Here is a 17,826-nt window from a genome sequence, read left to right as displayed (position 1 = left end):
TAGATCTGTTTGAAGAAGGATTATATAATTATACCCATATGAGGGATAACGAATCAGGAGACCATCATCCTGCAAAGGAAAAAAATACGCAATTCACAGCCGTGAACACCATGATCCAGAAGCTGCACCATATACTACATAAGAATGAGAGATGCTGGTTGAATTATTGGGATTACTCTTGACCGTTCATGAATGGGATTTCAATCGAGCCGGCTGGACTTACCAGCATCTCTCTGAGTGCTCAGTTTCTTCTGGATCTGTTCAGGTTAGTTCTTCTGGTGGCATGAGCAGGTGCATGATCCTGCCGAGTCGTCATCGGTTTCGGCGCATCCCGAATGAGTACAGAGAGGTGCATCATCCACGATCTTCCCTGAGAAGAAGTCACTGGCTGCCTGATCGAGTGATCCCTGTACACCAAGGATCGATGCAATGCCCTGCTCCTCAAGCATATCGCGAGCACGCTGCCCCATTCCTCCTGAAAGAATATGGGTCACACCCTGCGCAACAAGAATGGAGACAGCAGCACCATGTCCCTGACCATTTACCAGATCGCCTTCATGCCGCACGGTGCCATTCTCACCAGAGTACAGGGCAAACCCCTCACAGTGGCCAAAATGACCTGAAACGGATGAACCATCTTTTGCAATTGCTATCTTCATACCGATCGTACCTGGTACCCTGTTGAGTACCATTATTACTCATATGAGCATAAAGATAATAAACTATTCATATTCTTCGTCATCGGCGGGAGTGTGACCTCGAGGACAGATACCACCGTCATGCTTTGGACAGACTGTCATATCGCGTCTGGGACATACCCCTTCATTCCGGCGGGGACAGCCGGAGATTTCTATTGTTTTTCCGTTCACAAGAGCATCAGTAACCTTTTTTCTGGCCTCATGAAGATCTTTCCAGAGTGTCTTTCTGGAGATACCCAGTTTCTGTGCCGCTTCTTCCTGCTCCAGCCCCTCGAGATCAACCAGTCGCAATATTTCGATCTCATCAGGCCGAAGCAATACACGCAGTTTTTCGTCCCAGATATCGCATTGAGGGCCGTAACACTTGAGCGGGCCGCACCCAATCGGTCCTCTTTTTCCTCGTGGTCTCCCCCGCCGTGGGGCATTCAGCTCGTCATCAGATGGATCAACCATCATCATAAGATATGGTCACTCCCGGCTTTTTTAGTTTCATCAACCGGCAAGCAGGCAGACAAGCAGGTACACACGATCCATCAGGGTATGGATCGCATGCCAGGTGTTCTCTCCTGCCACATGTGTATTCCCCTGGGTACGGGCGGGAAAACCAATCTGTAGGCGGGAGGAATCAACCGCCATATCACATCCCGTTATTCATACCAATGAACAAGCACTGCCTGATGTTGTTGCTGGCGGGAGAACGGGATCTTCTGACATATACTAATCATCACTGTCAGACAGAGTGAACACTCTCTACATAGATCTTCCCGTCCATATCAATGAAATCTTTTAATTTATTCTTCTAACATCTTTATCTGTCCGATACAGCCGAAAAGTACGGGCGGGACCTCCCCATCGCTCACAGGAAAATCCTTCTTTCTCCCGCTGTCCCGCCCGTCATAATCGAGGTGATCGGGATAAGGTCAGATCAAATTCTGGGGGTAGTAAAAACCATCCGGATGATACCTCCTCATTTCGGATTGAACAACTCGTAGAGCAGAATCACAAGATGAAAAACAACAGGTCCGGAAAAATTATCCGTCGCTGGAATCCAGCCAAAGAGTATGAAGCGTTAGTACCGCCATGTACGCAGATCATCAGACCGCCCGGGTCCAGGAGTAAATATAGGATGTCACTCTTTTCGCTGATCTTTTTGGTCTGGCACCTCTCCTACCCGCCATTTTCCTTTCGGCACTGTTATCTCAAACCGTGCTCCCTCACCGGGTACCCCGGTCTCTGTGATGGTGATACCGGTGATATCAAGAATCTCCCGCGAGAGGTTGAGTCCAAATCCGGTATGTTTGAAGTATTCACGCTTGAAAATCTTTGACTTGAACTCGGCATCAATCCCAACCCCGTCATCAGCACAGACGATGATGTAATCTCCTTGCTTCTCTTCTCCAAAGAACTGGATCCGGGTGATCGTATCTCCATACCGCTTTGCATTCTCTACGAGGTTGTAAAAGACCTTCTCCATGAGGGGATCTGCAAAGACTTCGACTCCTGATATGGTGTTCTGCAGCTGGATCAGGCCGATATCAATCGGCTTTACAGCATGTGCAATAGTGGCACCTACATCCTGCCAGACCGGCGAGTGAACTCCGATATCCTCATAATCCCGGGTAAAGGCCAGCTGCCGTTCGATATTCTTTGCAGATACACTGGACCGTTCAATATACGTGCTAATATCAGGAGGGAGCTTCTCTTCCAGTGCCATACTGAGATATCCGAAGATCACCTGGAGCTCATTACCGATATCATGCCGTGTGATACTGGACAACAGGTTCAGTTTGTGGTTTGCCTGCCTGAGTGCCTCTTCAACCCGGTTACGCTCGGTGACATCCTGAATAATTGAATGCAGGAGTCTTTTTCCTTTCACGATGACAGGGCCGCTAAAGACTTCAACATCCCTGATCTCTCCACTCTTTTTTCTGTGTTTGAACTGAAATATTGTCCCTTTCTGCGTAATGGCATGGGAGATGTTAACCTTGATTACCTCGGGATCTGCGGTGTTGATCTCACTGATGGGCATGTCTATAAGCTCATCCCTGCTATACCCGTAATACCGTGTAGCGGCAGCATTTGCATCGACTATTTTATTAGTTTCAGAATCTATGATGAGCATTACCGCGTTGTTGATCTCAAACATGTCACGGTATCTCCTCTCGCTCTCAATCAGATTCTCCTGGGTACGTTTCCGTTCGGAGATGTCCTGGATTGTTCCTGAAATCTGAAGAGGTGATCCATCATCAAGCCATCTGGTCGTCTTCCCTCTGGCAAGTACCCATATCCACTCCCCGCGTCCATTTCTCATCCGGTGTTCAGATTCGTAAATGGAGGTTCTTCCTGACAGATAATCATCAAGGCGCTGCCTTATCAGGGGACCATCATCAGGATGGGATAATTCACCCAGATGAATGGCATGAAATCCATTCTTCTTCTGTTCAAATCCAAGGATCTCTGCTGACCGGCTATCGATATCTCCAGTCATGGAAGGGATATGAAACTCCCACATTCCTATCTCTGAACCGAAGAGTGCTAATTGAAGTCTGTTCTCACTATACGCAAGTGCCTCCGCAGCCACCTTGTAATCGGTGATGTCTTCAGCAACGCCCTCTATCCAGCCTTTTTCAAAGATCAGTCGTGCAGAGAAGCGTATCCAGACTATCGAATCATCGTTTTGTCTGATCCGTGCCTCATAATTCTGAAACTCACCGTTATCCTTTAACAGAGCAACCATCATCTCGCGGTCATGTGGATCGACATATCGATCTGCCATCGAAAATGCGGTTTTCAAGAGCAACTCCCGATCCTCAAACCCGAAAAAATGTGCCACAGCATCGTTTGCGTCTACCATGAGCCCGGAGACGATGTCTGTTCTGAACAGCCCAATCTGAGAGTTTAAGAAGATGGTTCTGTACGTCTCCTCTGCAACCCTCATCGCCTCTTCAGCTTCTCTGCGTTTGGTGATATCCTGTATCTGGACGAGGTATCCGGTTACGGACTCTGACGCACTCCCAAGCGGGGTGATGAGTGTGTCGAGCCAGATCATCCCTTCCCTAGTTGTAGGGTATGAGAAGCTGTGTCGAACTTTGTCAAAGTCAAGCGATCCCTGGTAATGGATGCTCTCTCCCTGGCGAAGCTTCTCTTTCTGCTCTTCTGACAGGTATATATCGGAAAAGAGAGAGTAATCATGAAGTTTGCCAAGATCAGAAACGCCGAAGAGGCTTATAAAAGCCTGGTTCATATGCACCAGCGTTCCTGAAGCATCATAGAGTACTATGGCGATCGGAGACTGATCATAGATTGCATGGTATCGCTCCTCACTCTCCCGAAGTTCGATCTCTCTGTGTTCACGTTCAGCGATCTGATTTTTGAGATCCTGGTTAGCCCCATATAACTGGGAGGTTCGCTCACGAACCTCTTCTTCGAGGTTTTCTAAGACCTGGTGAAGTTTTTCTTCAGCCTGTTTCCGTTCAGTGATATCATGGGCAAGCACTGCAACACCGATGATCTCATCTCCACTTCTGATCGGGTTATGGAGGACATAGAAGTACTTCCGCGACCTGAGTTCTTCTCCTGAATAAGACTCTTCTATGAGTTCTTTTCCGGTTAATGCCAGGTCAAGATTCTTTTTTGAGAGATCTCTGTCGAGCGGGACGGTCATATAATCCAGAATAGAGTGACCAAGCTCTATCTCTGCTCCGTACAGAGTTTTCATGACACTGGCATGACCCTGGTTGAAACTGGTATACCGATAGGAGCGGTCCACCGAGAAGATCAATGCATTTGCACTGTTGATGACCCCATGCAAGGTGGAGTACTGTTCGGTCAGTTTCTTTTCAGCTGTCTTTCTTCTCTCCAGTTCTCTTCTGATCGTCACTATCCAGATCGAGATGATCAGGAATACTATGAGTAAAAAGATGATAACTAGCCGATAAACCCCTTCTGCGATCTGCTCCCCGGTTTGAAACACCACTTCTGTGGGTTCCCAGGTATCGAGGACTTTTTTGTAGGTGCCATCAGCCCTGATTGTCTGCAAGGCAGTATTGATCTCATTCAAAAGTTTAGTATTCCCTTTTTTAACAGCAAAGGAAGAATTCGAGGATGAGATCGGTTCACCTGATACTTTGATGTCTCTGATCTTGTTTTGAGCAAGAACATAGGATCCTACCCGGTAATCAACCACAACGGCGTCCAGAGAACCGTCGTGTAACCGATTGAATCCTTCCGTAAAATTGGGGATTGTTTCAAGGATTACTTCAGGTTCTTTCGCCAGAACCAGTATTGGAAGGCCTTTTGCTTCAACTCCCACCCTGAGTCCGCGAAGACTTTCAATCCCTGATATGCCGAGGGTTTGTGCATGTGTGAAGATGGAGAACTGTGATTCAAGCAGGGGATCGGAAAAGTCATATATTTTCAGCCGCTCTTCAGTCGGATTTATCTGAATCAGGGCATCAGCGTCTCCTTGTGCAACACGTGACTGTGCCTCTGACCAGTTCATGGCCCTGACTTCAACCGGTTGGGAGAGATGAGGTGCCATTGCCCGGACTATGTCGACATCAACGCCTTTTGGTGTAGTTCCATCCAGAAACACCACCGGGGCAATATTCTCATTTCCAAGGAAAAGGAGAGGTGTCTCCTGAGAACTATTATCCAGGATCTGCACTGATTGAGCTGATGCTGCGACGATGATTGTGGCGGTGAGCAGAAGGGTGAAAAGCCAGATATCGATCCTCATATTGTGGTCCCTAGTGTAACCTGCGATATCTACCCTTCTCATTTTGCGAGGTATCATGCTCAAATCCGGGATGATGGCCCCGATGGCGGTATTCTCACTTGTTTCAGGCCGGGTTTCTCTCCTCGCCCGAGGTACTTATCAGACAGAATACGGGTCTACAGCCTACATATCTTCATTCTTTGGTTCAATATAAAAAACTATGGAGGGCTGATTCGGGAAGATCCGGGACTGAATACGTACCACATTTTCTTATTTCCCGATTATATTTAAGCGAAAATATAATAATCCTGAGGTTATAAGCATAGTATCTGTACCAGATCAGGGGATTTGTGGATGAAGGGAGAGATTAAGGCAAATATTTGGGTAAACCGAACTGATGCACGGGGGGCGTATAATCAGAATACCAGTTTTACTGATGGGAATTCATGGGTAAGGAGAATTCATGAATTTTCCGGACATCTGCAGAGACTATGCAGCAGATTTCGCAGGATGGTATCATGAATACCGATCCCTCCCGGTTTTCTATCTGTATGATCAGTATCTACCTTGCTCTTCTCCTGGGCGGTAGTGCATCAGGGTCTGGGATCTCTCTTGAACCAGGTCATACCGGTTCTGATTACTCCTTTTCCGGAGATTATTCCCACGGTCAGATTTCCGTAACCGGATCGGGTACATATTATCTCACCAATAATCTGACTGCTTCTTCATCAGAGTATGCAATACAGGTCAATACTTCTGATGTTACACTGGTTGGAAATGGAAAATCGGTGAATGGGACCGGAGGTAATGGGATTACCAGTACCTCTGATGGTACTAACACCACAATAACTCAGTTCAGTACGATATCCGGGTTTGATACCGCCATTTATTCACAGGGTGCCGGTGGAGAAATCTCAGAAAATACCGTATCTGGTAATGGAGGTGCAATCGTTGTCAAGGGGACTGGTACCCAGGTAACCGGGAATAATGCCAGTGGGAACTCAGAGAACGGCATCTATGTGACCGGTACAAACATCCAGATCACTGAAAATATTGTCATGGATAATACCTGGTCAGGAGTCAATACCACAGGGCAGTATAATTCCATCACCAAAAACCAGGTGAAAGATAATCAGAAGAACGGTATTGCCTGTCAGAATGATGCCCACATTACTAGAAACACAGTGACCGGTAATGGGAGAGACGGGATCCTGACCTGGGATAATGTCACGATCTCTGAAAACATTGTCAGTGACAATCAGAGATACGGCATGAAAACGATCAACAATGTAACGTTTTCGAACAATACGGTGAATAATAATCGTGAAGAGGGTATCTTTACCGGTAAATATTCGTATGTTTTTGGGAATGATATCTTCAATAACCAGGGGTATGGACTCTACGCAGGAAATTATGCCACTATTATCGACAACAACCTCTCCACCAACGAGGGATATGGCATTTATGCAGGGAATTATGCAAATGTTTCAGACAGTATTGTGAATGGAAATCAGTGGGGAGGGGTTGTTGCAGGGAATTATGCAGGAGTTATACATAATCTTATCACCGGCAACCAGGGATCTGGCATTGATGTCTCAAATAATGCACAGGTTATCAATAATACCGTCTCAGATAACCTTGGCAGCGGAGTTTTTTCCTTACATGGGGCAGAGATTCATCGAAATATGCTTACCAGCAACTACGATTGTGGTATCAACGGCTGGGGTACAGCAAATATTACTGATAATATGATACAGGATAGCAGGTATGGCCTTTTCCTGCCAGATAACAGTGTTAACGTACACGTTACAGGAAATACCATATCAGGATCCACTGACACGGGGATCTATATCGATGGTGGTGGCTGGAACGTAGGATCCGGATATATCTACAACAACAATCTCCTAAACACTGTTTCAGCCGGAGGAACAGGGTACCTGTCATATTTCACCTGGACCAATCCACAAGGTCCACAGCCAGGAACAAATGTCAGAGGAGGGCCGTATGTCGCTGGAAACTACTGGGGTAACCAGGAAGGGACCGGCTGGTCAGATCTCCAGGAACCACATGTATCAGGATATTCTTCTCTCCCATATGAGATTGTCAGAGAATCCGGAGTGTATGACACGGCACCACTCGTCAGATCACTCAACACCATCTCCTCAACCAATGATGAATGGGCGAATACGTATCCACATGGAAATATATCGTATCTGCATCTCTCGAACGCAACATATATCTCTCAGGCCAAACCGGGTGCCGATCTCCTGAATGTCTCGGTAGACAACAAACCGGTCGGACCGGTGAGCAACTGGACATTTAAGAATATCATGTCTGACCACTCCATCTCCTCATCTGGACAACCGACACCGGGACAAGTACATGCCTTCTTTGCGCTGAACACGACATGGGGATCAGCTCCGCTCACGGTAGCGTTTACCAACCAGTCACTCGGCAGTCCGAACTCGTTTTACTGGAATTTCGGCGATGGATCCACCTCAACAGTCCGGGATCCGGTTCACACATATACCATTCCGGGAGTGTATTCAGTCTCGCTCAAAGCATTGAACAACCAGACCGGGGGAGTTGTGATGCTCAATAGCGCAGTGACGGTGACTGCCGGAGTTGTTCCCTCTCCAACTCCGACACCGGTACCGGCAGAGATCACTGCTGCATTCTCGGCAGACCGGACGACAGGGGCTGCTCCCCTGCAGGTTCAATTCACCGATCACTCAACTGGTCACCCGACATCCTGGATCTGGGATCTCGGGGATGGGAACACATCGAGATTGCAGAATGTGACCCATGTTTACTCATCCAAGGGATCTTTTTCGGTCTCACTCACGGCACAGAATGATATCTCAACAGGAACCCTCATGAAAAAAGAGTATATCATCATCACCTGACCTGCACCTGATTTCTCCTACTTTTTCTCAGTATCAATTTTATCAGAAATTTACCGGAGAATTATTTACGAAGGTCTCCGGGATGATTAATCAGGCGTTACCCCGGATTTCATATGAAGGATCAGAATGATAATATCTGTTCAACCCGGCTTGACCGGTTCTTTCGGTGTTTTCTTGAATTTCTTGTACAACATGCCACAAAAGGAGACAAACGAGGGGAAAGGCATGGTAATCATACAATCTGTATGCTCTTTCACATAGGAGTTCATGCACCTGAATCAAATGGTTATCGAAGTATACCAACATTCGGGCGGGAAAATATGCGTATGAGCGGGAGAAATAAACCGCAAGATCTCACCCCAATACTAAACAAATAAACTTGCAGACCCGGATACCGGGTATAGGCGGGAGAGGGGTAATTTCTGACATACACAAGGAATCATGAATAGAACAAATGAATACTCTCTGTACAGATCTTCCCGCCCACTCACAGAAAAATCCGACGTTCTCCAGCTATGCCAATTCATCAAATATCATAGGCATGTACATCCACAAATACAGAAATGAGAATATTCCTGGTACCATCCCGGGATACAATATCATGATTCTATTGGAATCACAACAGGGAGGCCATTATGAGAGAGAATGTCAACCCTGATACCATATACATCTTCAATAATTTCACAGCAAATACTTGTGCGGTCGCATGAATGAGCAATTCTTCCGTTTTTCATAAGAACAAATCGATCTGCAAACCGAAGAGCCAGGTTGAGATCATGCATAGTCATCACGGTGGACAGATGTCTCATGTCAACAATACTACGGATAACCCGTAAAATTTCTATCTGCCTGCAGAGATCCAGGGCACTTGTTGGTTCATCGAGAAGCAAAAGAGATGGTTCCTGAACGATCGCACGGCAAAGACAGACACGCTGATATTCTCCTCCTGAAATCTCATCCACATACCGGAGTTGTAACCTCTCAAGATCAAATAACCGGATGATTGTCTCGACTCGTACATAATCATCTTCAGATACTGTCCACCTGATGTGTGGCTTTCTGCCAAGCAGAATTGAGTCATATACCGTCATCCTGGAGGTTTCATTACGCTGTGGAACATAGCCGATTTTTTTTGCAATATCATTTACATTCATATCGCAGAGATCTTTATCTTCAAGTGTAACAATTCCCGAACGAGGCTGTAAAATCCGGTTCATACATCTGAGTAGAGTTGATTTTCCAACTCCATTTGGACCCATGATAGCCAATATCTCTCCGGGATGGACGTTTACACAAATATTTTCAAGAATATCTGTAGCCTGGTATTGAAATGAAACGCCATTGACATCAAGAAGGATAGAATGGGGATCGTGAACTGGTTCCTTTCCTGAATAAGATGAAGAGATATCTGACTGAAACTTACATATCACTTTTATCTTTTCCTCCGCATGATAAGATACAAGAAAAGAGGAGCACCGAGAAAAGCAGTAATTATTGATACAGGAAGAACTCGTGGTGAGATGATCATTCGTGCAACTGTATCTGATGCAAGGAGGAGCACAGAGCCGCATACACAACTTGCAGGAATTAAAAAGCGATGATCGTCTCCAATTATCCTTCTCACCATATGAGGACAGACCAGACCCACAAATCCGATAATCCCGAGAAAAGCTACCATAACAGAACTCATAAGAGAGGCTGATATCATACCTAAAATCCGGATACGCTCTACAGGAACTCCTAAACCCTTTGCAGTTTCTTCACCAGCATCAATTGCATTGAAATCCCATCGATGTGAAATGAGGTATCCACTACATACCACTGTAATCAGAGTGATAAGTCCAAGTTCCTGCCAGTTTGATCGTGATACATCCCCAAATTGCCAGAAGACAATTGATGCAAGTCTGGTGTCATCAACAAAATATTGAACTGCCATAAGTCCGGCACTACACAGAGAGGTTATGGCTATCCCGGCAAGAATCATCGTTTCCGGAGTGGTAGAACGTAATCTGCTGATGCCAAGGATCAAGCCGGTACTTATGAGGGAAAAACTGAATGCACAGACGGTGGTGAGATAGGGGTTATTAACGACTACTGCGTCAGCCATTGTATACCCACTCGTTCCTGCATCAAAGAGGAGAATCCCTATAGCAGCTCCAAATGCTGCAGAACTGGAAAGCCCTAATGTAAACGGGGAAGCAAGCGGGTTGCGGAGAACAGATTGCATTGCAACCCCTGCAATAGCAAGACCTGCTCCGGTAACAACAGCAGTCAGAGCCTGAGGAATCCGGATATTCCAGATAATTCGTTCATATAGAGTAGAACCACCCCCATTGATGAGAGTAGTTATAATGTCAGGAATTGGGATGCATACTGCTCCCACAGAGACCGAAATAAAAAAGAGTACAATTGCAGAGACAATACCGATGAAAATTACAAGTGTTTTAAATAGAATGTAAGATCGGTAATGCCTTTTGCGATCATGAATCAGAAACATGCTGAAAAAAAGGATTAGGACTTAATTTTCTGGAAGACTAAACCCTGTTCATTCTTGTTGATCTGATCAAAAGCTGAACCTCCATCAACTTTGGTAAAGATTTCATCAGCCTTTTTCGCAGGATCAATGTCTGTAAATTGATCTGGGTAGAGAGTCTTTCCAACAAAGTAGGAGTTGGCAAGACCATTTTCATAGTTTGATCCCATGGAGTTTTCAGGTATCAACCCATAGACTTCACCCTTCTGAACAGCTGTTATCCCAGTATAGGATGGATCAGACTTTAGTTCACCTATCGCTCCACCATTGGCTGCATTCTGGGTTCCCAGGCTGACAAAGATAACCTGTGGATCCCATGCTACTATCTGCTCTTTGGCTACTGTTGCAAAGTCTTTAACCCCACTTGGAGCAACATCTTTTGCCACATTATTTGCCTTTAAAAGAATAAATGGCAAATAATTCGGATTTGTTCCATCAGTACCATGTTCACCCCTGTAAGAAACTCCGCAAATATATGCTCGTTCGTCTGAAGCTGGAACAGAGGATACCCGCTTTTGTATATCAGCATTTACAGAGTCGAAATATGCAATCAATTCCTTGCACCGTGTTTCAGTTCCGAATATTGACGAGATCATCTCAAGTGAGTTTTTCACTTTTTCTGGTTCATCTGTATAAATACCAGAATAAAATAGAACCGTGGGAATCCCGGTTTTCTCCTGGATCTCGTTTGCAGCCTGCACATTATCCGGGCTCGATCCTGCAATAAACAGAACATCAGGATTTAGTGACATGATTTTTTCTGCATCTGCCACTCCGCTTTTTGATCCCGTTGGGGCAATCTTCAGGATCTCAGGGTGTGCAATGATGTACGGGCGTGGGTCAGTGAAATATCCCGACTCTGAACTGTCTGACATGTCAACACCAACAAACCTACCTGGATCAATACCAAGGTAGGTGAAGTATCGCATCCCTCCCATACCATTTACGGCTATTCGTTCTGGATCTGCCGGAATGGTAACCTCTCTACCGAATGAATCGGTGACAGTCACCTGATTGGAAGAAGAAGCAGCATCAGATCCCATAACCGGACATATTATGCTTCCTACCGTAAGGAGAAAGAGCAATAAAACTAAGAAATATTTACTCATAAGTAACATATCCTTAGTTCAATTTTATTGGTTTTAAATCTAATTGTTTTGATTACGACGATCTAAAAATCCCTAATGACCTTTTTATTACTGTCAGACTTTTGATCGATAAACCCGGCTGACCGGTCCTTTCCGGTTTTCACCACCCATAACCGCCCTTACTCTAGCAACGGGGATCACGTACATTTCACCCCCGATATCCAGATAAAATCCTCTGCCGCTTTCAGATAACCTCGCTACTCCAGGGACAGGACCTGATAGATCGCTCTCTCCAAGCCCGGCTAATGTAGCGGTCACCTGCCCGGACGGGAGGGCAAACCTCCCAATTCCATCGATATAGATCACCAGATCCCCTTGAATCCTGATGATCCGTCCACAGAGTTCATACCCACGATCCTCACGGACTGTCTCAACAAACTCACTCATCTAGTTCACCTTACCCAGGACAGATTCCTCTCCTGATGAATCACCGGATGGGAGGTTATCTACTCCCCGTATACTGGAAGAGTGATCACCGGCTGACCGGGCTTTCTCACGCTGATAGCAGGATTCACAGAGGTGAATCCTGGATGTTGGATCTGACCATGCAGCCTCTTTTGTCTGACAGAGATCGCATCGTCCGACAGAGGCATGCAGGGGAACCATATCTTCAGGATGGATCATCCCGGGAAGAGGTACGATGGCTGCTATCTCATGGGAAACAAGCCTCTCGTAGCATGATAAGCAGAGCATCCGAACCGGCTCAGCATCACTCCCGTGAACACGATCAGGACGTGTCCGGTACTGGGTCGGCCCCCTCCCACAGACAGAACACGGTACCTTTTCAGGAAATCCTTCTATATGAGCAAAATCACGCGACTTGAGAGACCTGATCGAGCAGCCTTGTGTAGGAGCATTGCTATCGGGGATCGATCTCTCAAGTGAAGACTGCTGCTTACTGAGAGCCCCGGATGCCTTGGCGGCGACCGTCGCTTCACTTCTGCCATGATCACCAGAGGGTTGATCTGAAGAGTCATCAGGATCAGATTGATCAGGATCAGTTCCATCCCCTGCAAGCCAGACAGAACCTCCTTTCAGCCATGCATCGTACAGGTACTGATCCCACAGGTACACCCGTGTATGTCGCATGGTGGTCTGCCCCTGAACGCCTTTTGTGACCGTCCGATCAAGAAACGAGACAGCAGGACATTTCGCAAGCAGCCCTGAATACACCTTCCCGTATGACTGATAGCCATGGAGAAGTTTACAGATCGTGCTACATGTCCATCCGGTGATAGTCTGGATCTGCGAGACTGATATCTCTGCAACACCGCTTGTGGCTAACACATGCGTCAGAAGAGACTCCCTTTTTGTCAGTTTGTTTCCCTGAGCTCCGGTCTCACCATTCAATGCAACAAAGAGCCGGGCTGCCTCATCAAAATCCTTCTCTGTTGCCAGTACACAGGTAACCCCGTTCACAACCTGATTCTCCCGCTGCTGCTGATAGAGAGCGGCGTTCGTCCGGATCAGATCGAGCAGCATATCAGGATTTCTCCGGTTTTCAGCGGACTGAAACCGAATTCTTCGGGCAAACGGAATCACAACAAAGACAGAAGAGAGATCTTCCCATAACGCCCTGCACACCGAAACAGCCTCGCTTATCTCGGCAGGAGATTCGGGCATCTCTTCTGCACCTGCCAGTGCCCGGTCCAGGACCTTCTGATCCTGCTCCTCGGTGTCATCTATCCAGCAGGTCAGCATCCGATTGATGACCTGATCATCACCTGACCCTTCCACCTTTGCAATCCACCAGACACACCGCTGCGGAATCGTGCAGGTTTGGGGCTTTCTATCTTTGTTGACCGTGCGGTACGGAAACGGCTTTTGAAACGAGGTCGTAACCCCCTTGAGAATCTCTTGCATCTGATCAGAGAGGCTCACATCATCAAGGGTGATCACGGTCCCGGGAAGGAGATCCTCCATGTAAAAGAGAGCTTTGTCACTGACCCGGCCTTCAATCCTAGAGCCAGGAGGGATGAGCGTTCGCATTGTATCAATTGCATGCGACTTCCCTTTTCCAGACTCACCTGATATTGATACATGCAGGCCCTTACTGTTGATGACAGATCGGGAAACCAGCGAATGAATCATGCACTCGGCAACAGCCCTGTCCCCCTCATGATACTCAGAGAAGACATTGAGGAGGAATGAGAGGGGATCACCGGATTTCAGAATCTCATCAGCCTTCTGGTGAACCGGGTCAGATTCGGCGGGTGTGGTGCCCGTATCAGGAGATGATTCAGACATCTCCTCGTCTGGATCGATCCTGCCTTCTGCGATCAGTTTTGCCCTGGTTCGTGCTCTTCTTGCCTCCGCAAACCACTCTTCAGGATCCCGGCGTGGCGGATCAAATCGTGCACGGAGCTCTGGCCATCGCTGACGGCCTCCGCCACAGGAGTCATGATGACATCCGGCGAAGATGGCACCGTTAGGAAACTGAATAGCGAATGCTCCGTCTGTGTGATCATCAGAGAAGGGACATGAGTCAAGCACAAACAGAGTACCCCCCTGGTACGGTTTGGAGAGATACGTGAGATTAAACCGATTCAGCCATTGGGCGAGATCAAGCGCCGGCTCCCTGACTGAAGCCATCTCCTCCAGTGTCTGGCCCTTCGCTTCCGGGTTCATTCCAGGTTTCGTGGTGGGTCTCAACCCTGGCTCCAGAGCCTGGGCCGGGTACTGGTTGATCAACTGCACAAGGTCGTCTGCGGAGAGAACCCTCTCTTTAGGAGGCATTGAGAGGACTTTTGATCTCCGGTGGGGACGGTCTGGAAGATTATCCCCTTTGCGTGAGATCGTGCCATACACCTTCCATATCCGTGCAGCATTGAAGTTGGCTGTGTCAACCTTGCACCCTGCGGTGGAGAACCGGACATCAAGGATCTCGAGTACCTGTCTGACGAGCCCTTTTGACTCCTCGTTGTTTGGAAGATCGATCGGATAGAGCAGATGGGCACCATTGCCTGAGTCAGCCAGGAGGGGATCAGGCCACCCGCATGTGGCAAGAAATCCCCTGATGGTATCAGCACGTGTAAGGGCTGCTGCATGCTCATCGTCAGATGAGGATACACCTGATGGCCGTACCGGGTCGATGTCTATCGGCAGCCAGCGTCGCCTGATGATATCAGAGTCTGCTGTAGATGCATCTGCCTTTCCCATCCGGGATTGTATCCGGTTGGCCCGTCTGGCAAGCAGTGCAGGATTTACTTCGTTCAGGGTGACATAGAAGCCCGAAATAAGCGTGTCAGCCTCTCTGATGAGTATCTCTGCCACTGCCTTCTGGTAATCACTGAAGTACCCTGATGATATGGCACCACTTGAGAGAGCCCTGATCTCAATAATCTGGCCAGGATCAAAGAGGTACTCAAGGGTACTGAGTACCTCACCGGCACGATCACGTTCGATCATCGCTTCTTCTCCACAGCCGCCTGTTCAGATTCGGGGACGGATAACATCTATCTGTGACATCCACGCTGTTCATGCCCTCACCTCAGGGAGTGGAATGGCTCCTCCCGGGAGGATCTGGTACCGTTTCCAGTAGTTTCCTTCACCAACCCAGAACTGAACCTCTCCCGGATACCATACGGTCTGAAGGTTTGTTGAGAGCAGGAGTATCTCACTCCTGATCACTGGTTTACTCATCCGTGGAGAGCCTACTCTGATGAACAGAGTCCCTCTCATCCGTTCCCATGCAATGAGATGGAACAGACCCGGAACTGCACCATCGCGTCCTCCAACCCGGGCTACTTCATAGCCCAGATCCTGAAGCAGGATTCTGGCTTCATACTCGACAGTCCTACGGGTCTGGTGCTCATGAGACGGAGACATACGATCCTCCGCGGGCGCAGATGACATTGGAATCATGAAAATTTTTCTCAGGATACCAATACCAAACAACTGCCACCATGGATATTATTAAACAACTGGCGGTACCAATATGAGTAATCCCCGCGTTAATGAGCCTGCAAGCAACAATAACTGCTGGGGATTCATGTCGTTTCATACTTCTTCACCTCATTCATTCGATCACCTGCCTACCCGTTTCAGAGAATGAATCTTAAAATCGGGCAGTAAAAAACTGTAATATGGTGACCTTTCTAAATGTTTTGGTGTTATCACCGTTTTTTCCAAGTACTGTTCAAAAAGTTATATTACCACATATCGATAAGGGCGGTACGGTTTACCAAGAAGTATTACCTAAAAGCGCAAGGTAAAAAGTTTACAAAACCTTTTCTGCCCTGCATCATTACACGAGTTATGATCCTCTATCTGCTCGAAATGTAAAAATGACCCAGATAACCGCGTTATTCAGACCATGCCTGAATAAATTCATATATATACGACATACCTCATAGTGTCGCTTGTCAGGCGACAGGGGGAAAAATGGGAGATTTCACACAAAAGAGTGTTGTAAAGTCTGCGGTTCGAAAACTTTCGTCACCAATTGCTGACTATACTTCATTCAGCGCATTAGTCCAGGATGTTCTTGACAACAATCCCTGGGGATGTACTGCATACGAGTCAGCCGGGGTCGCAAAGCCCGCAGTGGAGAAGAGCAGGGAGGCGTATGCAGCCACCATCACCTACGAGAATGCTGAGGCAAAGACTGTCGGGAGTATTCCGGTCCGGGGGCCGACGATGGCAGCAGTCAACACTGCCGTCACCCAGATCACCGGCACTGCAGCAATCACTACCGGAATGGGCACCGGTGTGACAGCCTCACGCGACTCGTCTGAAGACTCGTTCAGTTGCACGGTGAAGTGTCATGCAAGTAATGGAGAACTCTATACGGTGTCCTTCAAACGTGACAGTGTGACAGTATCCAGTTATGAGGCAGATAGCATCAGGACCGGCCTTGAGGCATGGGCTGATACGGTTGCCATCCTGGCTTGATCTCTTCTTTTTTCATATCCGGGGGGAGTATGAAGAAAGAGTGTATCATTGCCGGGGCGATATGCCTCATCCTCGCAGGGCTTGCAGGGGCTGAGTATCTCTCCACTGCGATAAGCACTGACGGGTGTGTTATGCTGACTACTGCGGGATCTGATGATAACGGGTCGTTTGCATCACGGGCAATAGCACTGGATGCAGCAGATCTTCATCGAACAGTCTCGGGGGAAGTTAATACACAGTCGGATCTGGTCGTGCGGTCACAAGGACCACTCCTCTTCAGTGATTATGCATCAGCACTCTGGAAGAGTCCTGATCTGAAGAGTATGTGTTCACTGATCTTAACACCTGATAATCAGGAACATCAGGAGGCCTCAACTTTCTCATCAGGAATCGTGAGACAGGGCGAGTATATCACATCAAGGGCGATAAGAGAGGGTCTTTTTGGTGAGACCTCCCTGAACGGCACCGGTCTGCTGCTCTTCGGATCACAGGGAAAAGGAGAGGGAGAGGGGAATCGCTCGGTATCAGGACATGGGTTTGTGTCTGGCAACATGTCTGTCAGGGATCTGGTCAGGTATGGAGGGAGAGTATGATCGCTGAACTGATGGCAGGAATCGGGTTTGGTCTTGCAGTTCTGAACGGCGGGGCTGTGTATCTCCTGTTCAGGCAGTACCTCTCGCTGGCAGAGGAGTCCTATGAATTTGCCGGGATCATTCTCGGGTCGATGACCGAGGAGGACGGGAAGGTTCAGGCGGACCCGATGGCTCTGGCAGGGATATCGATGGATCATCTGAGCCGTATGAGTGGTTTGATGAGATGGGTCCGGGGATAGAGAGGGGAACCTCTCTCTTTTACGGCAACCGGCTTTCAGGTTATTTGTATTGAAAGTCTTATCGATGATATTACTTCATCCGAATGTTGAGGTGACCTT

Annotated in this window: 14 protein-coding genes; 4 read left to right on the top strand and 10 right to left on the bottom strand. The window is 47.6% G+C overall.

Features of this window, described 5'->3' with window-relative positions:
- Positions 1-266 precede the first annotated feature (266 nt).
- The 4 genes from ACHZA2_RS10925 to ACHZA2_RS10910 form a co-directional block, all read right to left on the bottom strand.
- Positions 267-659 (bottom strand): NifB/NifX family molybdenum-iron cluster-binding protein, encoded by a 393-nt coding sequence (locus tag ACHZA2_RS10925; protein ID WP_319538792.1) that lies wholly within the window; start codon positions 657-659, stop codon positions 267-269.
- 63 nt (positions 660-722) lie between these two features.
- Positions 723-1,157, bottom strand: a complete 435-nt coding sequence (locus tag ACHZA2_RS10920; protein WP_319538793.1) for a DUF134 domain-containing protein — start codon at positions 1,155-1,157, stop codon at positions 723-725.
- Positions 1,158-1,190: 33 nt separating this feature from the next.
- On the bottom strand, positions 1,191-1,334 hold the full coding sequence (locus tag ACHZA2_RS10915; protein ID WP_319579731.1) for a hypothetical protein: 144 nt from the start codon (positions 1,332-1,334) through the stop codon (positions 1,191-1,193).
- A gap of 493 nt (positions 1,335-1,827) precedes the next feature.
- Complete coding sequence (locus ACHZA2_RS10910) at positions 1,828-5,436, bottom strand: PAS domain S-box protein (RefSeq protein ID WP_319579730.1); 3,609 nt, start codon at positions 5,434-5,436, stop codon at positions 1,828-1,830.
- Between the two features lie 497 nt (positions 5,437-5,933).
- On the opposite strand from ACHZA2_RS10910, the gene ACHZA2_RS10905 reads away from it, so the two are divergent.
- Positions 5,934-8,321: a right-handed parallel beta-helix repeat-containing protein gene (locus ACHZA2_RS10905; protein WP_319579729.1), complete on the top strand. Its 2,388-nt coding sequence runs from the start codon at positions 5,934-5,936 to the stop codon at positions 8,319-8,321.
- Between the two features lie 599 nt (positions 8,322-8,920).
- On the opposite strand, the gene ACHZA2_RS10900 is transcribed toward ACHZA2_RS10905, so the two are convergent.
- The 6 genes from ACHZA2_RS10900 to ACHZA2_RS10875 all read right to left on the bottom strand — a co-directional run bounded on the left by ACHZA2_RS10900 (position 8,921) and on the right by ACHZA2_RS10875 (position 15,830).
- A complete protein-coding gene (locus tag ACHZA2_RS10900) occupies positions 8,921-9,751 on the bottom strand; it encodes an ABC transporter ATP-binding protein (protein WP_319579728.1) in 831 nt (276 codons plus the stop codon).
- A gap of 2 nt (positions 9,752-9,753) precedes the next feature.
- A complete protein-coding gene (locus ACHZA2_RS10895) occupies positions 9,754-10,818 on the bottom strand; it encodes an iron ABC transporter permease (RefSeq protein ID WP_319579727.1) in 1,065 nt (354 codons plus the stop codon).
- Between the two features lie 14 nt (positions 10,819-10,832).
- A complete protein-coding gene (locus ACHZA2_RS10890; protein WP_394698639.1) occupies positions 10,833-11,729 on the bottom strand; it encodes an ABC transporter substrate-binding protein in 897 nt (298 codons plus the stop codon).
- 327 nt (positions 11,730-12,056) lie between these two features.
- Positions 12,057-12,389 carry a hypothetical protein gene (locus ACHZA2_RS10885; RefSeq protein ID WP_319579725.1) on the bottom strand — a complete coding sequence of 111 codons (333 nt, stop codon included), beginning with the start codon at positions 12,387-12,389 and terminating at the stop codon, positions 12,057-12,059.
- Positions 12,390-15,410 carry a hypothetical protein gene (locus ACHZA2_RS10880; RefSeq protein ID WP_319579724.1) on the bottom strand — a complete coding sequence of 1,007 codons (3,021 nt, stop codon included), beginning with the start codon at positions 15,408-15,410 and terminating at the stop codon, positions 12,390-12,392.
- 69 nt (positions 15,411-15,479) lie between these two features.
- Complete coding sequence (locus ACHZA2_RS10875) at positions 15,480-15,830, bottom strand: hypothetical protein (protein WP_319579723.1); 351 nt, start codon at positions 15,828-15,830, stop codon at positions 15,480-15,482.
- A 555-nt stretch (positions 15,831-16,385) separates the two neighbouring features.
- Here ACHZA2_RS10875 and ACHZA2_RS10870 point away from each other — a divergent pair.
- The 3 genes from ACHZA2_RS10870 to ACHZA2_RS10860 are packed head-to-tail and all read left to right on the top strand — an operon-like array spanning position 16,386 to position 17,727.
- Complete coding sequence (locus ACHZA2_RS10870; RefSeq protein ID WP_319579722.1) at positions 16,386-16,895, top strand: hypothetical protein; 510 nt, start codon at positions 16,386-16,388, stop codon at positions 16,893-16,895.
- A 29-nt stretch (positions 16,896-16,924) separates the two neighbouring features.
- Positions 16,925-17,488, top strand: a complete 564-nt coding sequence (locus tag ACHZA2_RS10865; RefSeq protein WP_319579721.1) for a hypothetical protein — start codon at positions 16,925-16,927, stop codon at positions 17,486-17,488.
- Positions 17,485-17,727, top strand: coding sequence for a hypothetical protein (locus ACHZA2_RS10860; protein WP_319538805.1), 243 nt, complete (start codon positions 17,485-17,487; stop codon positions 17,725-17,727). The genes ACHZA2_RS10865 and ACHZA2_RS10860 overlap by 4 nt, the downstream gene beginning before the upstream one ends.
- Positions 17,728-17,826 lie beyond the last annotated feature (99 nt).

Origin of the sequence: uncultured Methanospirillum sp. (assembly GCF_963668415.2) — an archaeon.
Taxonomy (GTDB): Archaea; Halobacteriota; Methanomicrobia; order Methanomicrobiales; family Methanospirillaceae; genus Methanospirillum.
Note: the sequence above shows the minus strand (reverse complement) of the source record. Positions and strands in the feature narration are given on the sequence as shown.

Coding starts and splice junctions, on each gene's coding strand:
- ACHZA2_RS10905 (WP_319579729.1), top strand. CDS start 5,934: ATGAATACCGATCCCTCCCGGTTTTCTATCTGTATGATCAGTATCTAC.
- ACHZA2_RS10890 (WP_394698639.1), bottom strand. CDS start 11,729: ATGTCAGACAGTTCAGAGTCGGGATATTTCACTGACCCACGCCCGTAC.
- ACHZA2_RS10910 (WP_319579730.1), bottom strand. CDS start 5,436: ATGAGGATCGATATCTGGCTTTTCACCCTTCTGCTCACCGCCACAATC.
- ACHZA2_RS10880 (WP_319579724.1), bottom strand. CDS start 15,410: ATGATCGAACGTGATCGTGCCGGTGAGGTACTCAGTACCCTTGAGTAC.
- ACHZA2_RS10865 (WP_319579721.1), top strand. CDS start 16,925: ATGAAGAAAGAGTGTATCATTGCCGGGGCGATATGCCTCATCCTCGCA.
- ACHZA2_RS10925 (WP_319538792.1), bottom strand. CDS start 659: ATGAAGATAGCAATTGCAAAAGATGGTTCATCCGTTTCAGGTCATTTT.
- ACHZA2_RS10895 (WP_319579727.1), bottom strand. CDS start 10,818: ATGTTTCTGATTCATGATCGCAAAAGGCATTACCGATCTTACATTCTA.
- ACHZA2_RS10875 (WP_319579723.1), bottom strand. CDS start 15,830: ATGTCTCCGTCTCATGAGCACCAGACCCGTAGGACTGTCGAGTATGAA.
- ACHZA2_RS10915 (WP_319579731.1), bottom strand. CDS start 1,334: ATGGCGGTTGATTCCTCCCGCCTACAGATTGGTTTTCCCGCCCGTACC.
- ACHZA2_RS10920 (WP_319538793.1), bottom strand. CDS start 1,157: ATGATGATGGTTGATCCATCTGATGACGAGCTGAATGCCCCACGGCGG.
- ACHZA2_RS10860 (WP_319538805.1), top strand. CDS start 17,485: ATGATCGCTGAACTGATGGCAGGAATCGGGTTTGGTCTTGCAGTTCTG.
- ACHZA2_RS10885 (WP_319579725.1), bottom strand. CDS start 12,389: ATGAGTGAGTTTGTTGAGACAGTCCGTGAGGATCGTGGGTATGAACTC.
- ACHZA2_RS10870 (WP_319579722.1), top strand. CDS start 16,386: ATGGGAGATTTCACACAAAAGAGTGTTGTAAAGTCTGCGGTTCGAAAA.